At 58.4% G+C, this 5,227-nt stretch carries 5 protein-coding genes and 1 tRNA gene; 2 read left to right on the top strand and 4 right to left on the bottom strand.

All coding sequences use genetic code 11. The features are described from left to right. Positions 1-309 (top strand): hypothetical protein (locus tag VN887_10125; protein HXT40368.1); only part of this gene is annotated, 309 nt, incomplete at its 5' end. Positions 310-339: 30 nt separating this feature from the next. Here VN887_10125 and VN887_10120 read toward each other — a convergent pair. Then, on the bottom strand, positions 340-1,491 hold the full coding sequence (locus VN887_10120; protein ID HXT40367.1) for an aldose epimerase family protein: 1,152 nt from the start codon (positions 1,489-1,491) through the stop codon (positions 340-342). Positions 1,492-1,645: 154 nt separating this feature from the next. Between VN887_10120 and VN887_10115 the strand changes: the two genes are divergently transcribed. Then, complete coding sequence (locus VN887_10115; GenBank protein ID HXT40366.1) at positions 1,646-2,758, top strand: pyridoxal phosphate-dependent aminotransferase family protein; 1,113 nt, start codon at positions 1,646-1,648, stop codon at positions 2,756-2,758. Between the two features lie 23 nt (positions 2,759-2,781). Here the strand turns inward: VN887_10115 and VN887_10110 are convergent, their stop codons facing one another. From VN887_10110 to VN887_10100, 3 genes are all read right to left on the bottom strand, one after another. Next, positions 2,782-3,156, bottom strand: a complete 375-nt coding sequence (locus VN887_10110; GenBank protein ID HXT40365.1) for a response regulator — start codon at positions 3,154-3,156, stop codon at positions 2,782-2,784. Positions 3,157-3,306: 150 nt separating this feature from the next. Further along, positions 3,307-3,398, bottom strand: a tRNA-Ser gene (locus VN887_10105). An 879-nt stretch (positions 3,399-4,277) separates the two neighbouring features. Next, positions 4,278-5,227, bottom strand: a 950-nt coding sequence (locus tag VN887_10100; protein HXT40364.1) for a PDZ domain-containing protein, incomplete at its 5' end; no start/stop codon positions are given.

The raw sequence follows: 5,227 nt of genomic DNA, 5'->3' as shown, positions 1-5,227 counted from the left end.
AAGGCTGGCGAGCTGCTTACGCTTCAATTCCTGATGGATTACGTCAATCCGCACGATTTGGACAAACAGGTCACGGTCCGTTTCTTCGTCGTGTCCGAGAAGCAAGCCGGCCAGAAAGAGGTTCCTTCGCCCGATGAAACTGCAATCGTGCAGGGAAGTTTTGTCATGGACTTCAAGCCAAAGAGCCGTCTCGGGCTGACGCAGAAGTTCCGCGTGGACCGCGCCGGCGTTTACCTCCTCCGTCTCGAATCTGTCAACAGCCACAGCGACCACCAGCATTTCTCCGCCATTGACCTGGTCATCGAATGAGCAGCGCGACGACGTAAGCCGCCCGTCTGCTTATTTGGTCGAGAATTTGTAGATCGTGGTGCTCTTGAACGTTTCCCCGGGTCGCAGCACGACTGACGGAAAGTTCGGTTTGTTGATCGAGTCCGGAAAATGTTGGGTCTCGAGGCAGAATCCGCCGTGCCGCGGATACGCCACGCCCCCGACTCCGGTAATGGAGCCGTCAAGGCCGTTGGCCGTGTAAAGCTGGACGCCCGGCTCGGTTGTGAACACTTCCATCGCGCGTCCAGATTTCGGCTCGACCACGCGCGCCGCCAACGCGAGCGATTTGCCGCCGTTGTTCAAAACGAAGTTGTGATCGTAGCCGGCGGGTTTGAGGCCGGTTTGTTGATAGCGTGCGCCCAGGGTTGTCGGCTTTGTAAAGTCGAGTGGTGTGCCTTTGACGCTTTTGATTTCGCCCGTCGGAATCAGACCTTCATCCGTGGGCGTGTAACTGTCGGCGGCGAGCCAAAGCTCGTGTCCGAGCACGTCGCCCGAGCCAGCGAGGTTGAAATAACTGTGATTGGTCAGGTTGACCGGCGTGGCTTTGTCAGTGGTTGCCTTGTAATCAATCCGCAGCTCGTTTTCGTCAGTGAGCGTATAGGTTACGGTCACGTTGAGATTACCGGGATAGCCTTCCTCGCCATCCGGGCTGAAACAACTGAACTCGACGCTGACCTCGTGCCCGGTTGCGGGCCGTGGCATTGACTTCCAGACCTTTTTGTCAAAGCCCTTCAACCCGCCGTGGAGGTGGTTTGGTCCGTTGTTTTTCGCGAGCGTGTATTCCTTGCCATCGAGTTTGAACCTGCCGTTGGCGATGCGGTTGGCGACACGCCCCGCGATTGCACCAAAGAACGGATGACCTTTCACGTAGCGGTCGAGATTGTCGAAACCGAGCACCACGTCGGCGTCCTTGCCGTTGCGGTCGGGCGCGTGGATTTCCGTGATGATGGCGCCGAATTCCGTGATTCTGACCGTCACCCCGTTCGGGTTCTTTAGAGTGTAAAGTTTTACCGGCGTGCCATCTGGCATCCTGCCGAAGATTTTTTCGTCCAGGAACATCGGCCCTTTGCCATGCGCCTCAGTCGCGGACTCTCCGCGCGTGCAAACCAGAAGACACAACGTGACCGCGGCGGGCAAAAAGCGCGCGGGGAGCGATATTTTCATAAAAGCGATTCATTCGTCGTCCGCTGAGGTTCGACTGATTTATCCACGACCTGTCACCGAAAGCAACGCCCAAACACACGGGACCCGACGGTTCTTCTTCCCGAAATAATCTCCGTGTTCTGACTGGCCTCCGGCCCTAGTATCAGCCGCACGCATGAAATCACTCGCGCCACCGCTCCAACAAACGGATCGCACCTGCGTGCTGTATCGGGGGAGGAGGTTCTCGTATTTCGGCGGCTGTGACTATTACCGGCTGTCGAGCCATCCGACGATCATTGCTGCGCTTGTGGCGGGGCTGAAAAAGTACGGCCTGACCACCGCCGCGTCGCGCAAAACCACCGGCAACCATTTTCTATACGGGCAGCTTGAGAAGCGTCTGGCCGGATTCTTTGGCACTGCCGACGCCGTTCTCGTTTCCAACGGGTACGCGACAAACCTTGTCGTGGCGCAGGCGCTCGCGGGCGGCTTTTCCCATGTGCTGATTGACGAGAAAGCGCACGCGAGTCTGGTGGACGCGACCGTTTTTTTTGACGGTCCAATCATCAATTTTTCCCACCGCGACACCAGTGCGGTCAGGCGTATCATGGAACGAATCGGGCGGCAGTCACGGCCGGTGCTGTTGACCGACGGGATGTTCTCGCATGATGGCGGACTGGCTCCAATCGACGGATATCTTCGCAGCTTGCCGAGAAACGCGGCGATTCTGCTCGACGACGCCCATGGGGCCGGAATTTTGGGAAAGACGGGCAAAGGAACGGCCGAGCAATTGGGCGTACGATCGGATCGCATCGTGCAAACGATTTCACTCGGGAAGGCTTTCGGCGTTTATGGCGGCGCCGTTCTCGGCGCGCGCTCCGTCTGCGATCGCATTCGCGACAGAAGCCGTTTATTCGGCGGCAACACGCCGCCGCCGCTGCCTCTGGTTAACGCCGCCTTGCAAGCCGTGCGCATCCTGGGATCGGATCGGTCGCTGCCCCGCCGTTTGCAACAGAATGTTCAAATCCTCCGGAGCGAATTGCAGCAGACGGATTTTCTCGTGCCTGACACTCCAGGTCCGATCATGGCAGTGGTTCCACAGACTCCGGCGCAGGCGCGCCGGTTGACGAAGCAGTTGGTCGGGCAGCGGGTTTATCCCAGCTTCATCCGCTATCCGGGTGGAGCCGACGCGGGATATTTCCGGTTTGCAATATCGAGTGAACATAGCGCACGGCAGATCATAAGTCTGGCGCGCGCCCTGACCGGTGTCGGGACCGCCGGGACGAAGTAGGTTTTCGCGCCGGCGCCAGCCGCTCAGTGGGATTCGCCGAGCGCGGTTTTGATCGCTGCGACGAGCTGGTCTGCGTCGGCGGGCTTTTGGAAGAAGGCGATCGCACCGGCTTCCAGGGCGCGTTGCTGGGTTGTGGCGGGGTCTGATGCCGTCAGCACAATTACCGGGATGCGCTTTTCGCTCGTCATGCGCCTTAACCAGTCCATGACCACAAAACCGTCCCACTGCTGCGCAAACGGATCACCGCTATCCAGCCCGAGATCCAGGATGATCAGGTCAGGTGCTTCAGACACCGCGAAGCTCACAGCGGTTGAGCCGTCGGCGGCTGTCAGGACGGAGTAGCCATTGTTCTCCAACACCTGTCGGATGGCCTTTTGCGCGAAGGTTTCATCTTCCACGACGAGGATTTTTTTGCTCATGGGAGTCAAGGAGTCTTCGTTATGCCGCCTCTGACACCGCGCTGTGTGCCGCCGATTTCCAGTTCCTTCGATCTCAAGCCGGATCGAAGGCAGCCAACCGGCGGTTGGTTCAGGCCGCTCCGGTGAATATGGCGGAGAGGGGGGGATTCGAACCCCCGGTACGGTTTAACCCGTACAACGGTTTAGCAAACCGCCGCTTTAGGCCACTCAGCCACCTCTCCGACAGTCGTGAATGAAAGCCGCGCATGGCACGTACAGGCAAGCAAATTATCAATTGTACCGGTTCAGCGCGCAAATGTTGACGCGCGTTCGCGGACGCAATTTTGACACGACGCGGACCATTGGCCCATCTTTCGTTCACTTCAAGCGTCAAGGATTGCGTCCGCATTAAATCGCGGGTGACCAGGGCCAATTTGGCAGGTCGACGATTGAACGGATCGGCCGAAAACAACAGGCCGATTGTGCGCGTGAACTGGGCAGCTCGTTTCGACAAGTCCGGCGCCTGTGCCAAAAAAATCGACCTCTGACTTCTTTGCAAGTCGAGTTGGTCATAATGTCCGCGTTTGGCTTCTGAATGGTCTTTATGTTCGCGCGTCGGAACCGCCAAAAGGAGCCATAGGGCAACCTTCTTATGACGGCTGGGAGTCAGCGGCTTTGCCCAGGATTCTCGTTTGCAAGACGGCACCCTAGATGCTGAGTGGACAAGTATCGGTGCTGTGTTGCAGCTGAGAAACAAAGTCAAAAATCAATACTTCCCCGCTTTCTCTTGCGGCAACACGGCACCGAACGTTTTGTAGCATGTGGGATTTCTCCGGCTCCGTTTTCGCTTTTTCCGGAGTCGGGGCGCAGCGGTCCGACTCTTTCCCGGGTTGGGCCGCTTTTGTTAATGGCTTTATCGCGTTCGTCGTCGGCCACAAAGGAGACAGCCGCCGTATCGAGATGCCGTCGCAAGCCTCATCCGAGTCAGCGTTGAACCCCCCAGGCCGCGCGTTGCACGGAGGGGCACGACGCTAAAACGTTGACGGGCGGTCGTTATACGGATAAACGAAAATGCGCCAGCCCGGACAGGCGCTGGCGCACTCTCTTGGATGGCGGGGAGGCTAGTCGCCACTATCCTTGAGAACCTCGAATCGGCTGGTGCCGCCGCTGATCAGATTGATGATCACGCCTTTTTTGGCGTCGGCATTTTTAACCGCGTCCCGGAATTGTTTGGGATTGGTAACGCTTTCATGGTTGATTTCCGTAATCACGTCGCCCGGTTTGATCCCGCCGCGCGCCGCCGGGCCATCCTCTTCGACATCGGTGACGACAACCCCGTCAGTCATGTCCACCCCGTATTGTTTGGCCAGGTCGCGTGTCAACGTCTTCACGGTCACTCCGAAATTCGAAGTCGCGCCTTCGCCTGTGTCACGGCGCTTGTTGACAGCAGGCGCGTTTTCGTCCGGCCATTCCTCGGCGACGACCTTGATCTTCATGTTTCTGACCTTCCCGCCGGCCGGGCGCGCCACGTCAAGCGTTACCGGGCCGCCGATCTTTTTGCCGCGCACCTCGTTCTTCAAATCCTGCGCGGTCGAGACGCGCATTCCATCGACGGCAGTGATGATGTCGGATGGTTTGAGGTCCGATTTCGCAGCGGGCCCGTCGCGCAATATTTCACTAACCACGACGCCGTCGTCCACGCCCTTAAAGGTGTCCCTGAATTCCGTGAAATCGGCAAGGGCGCGAATTCCGACGCCCAGCCAGGCGCGGGTCACTTTGCCGTCCGCAATCAGTTTCCCGGAAATCTCTTTTGCCAGGTTGCTGGGAATGGCGAAACCGATGCCGGTGCGCAAACCGCGGATCAACGCGTTGATGCCGATCACCTCGCCGTCGATGTTCACCAGCGGTCCACCGCTGTTGCCCGGGTTGATGTTGGCATCCGTCTGGATGAAATCCTGATCCATGGCCGCGCCTTCCTCTCCGTTGATGATGTGGCGGCCCTTGGCGCTGACGTGCCCGAACGTAACGCTATAGTCGAGGCTGAACGGCGCTCCGATGGCGATGGCAAATT

It is taken from the genome of Candidatus Angelobacter sp., from assembly GCA_035607015.1.
Lineage (GTDB): Bacteria > Verrucomicrobiota > Verrucomicrobiia > Limisphaerales > AV2 > AV2.
This window is presented reverse-complemented; position numbering and strand designations above follow the sequence as displayed.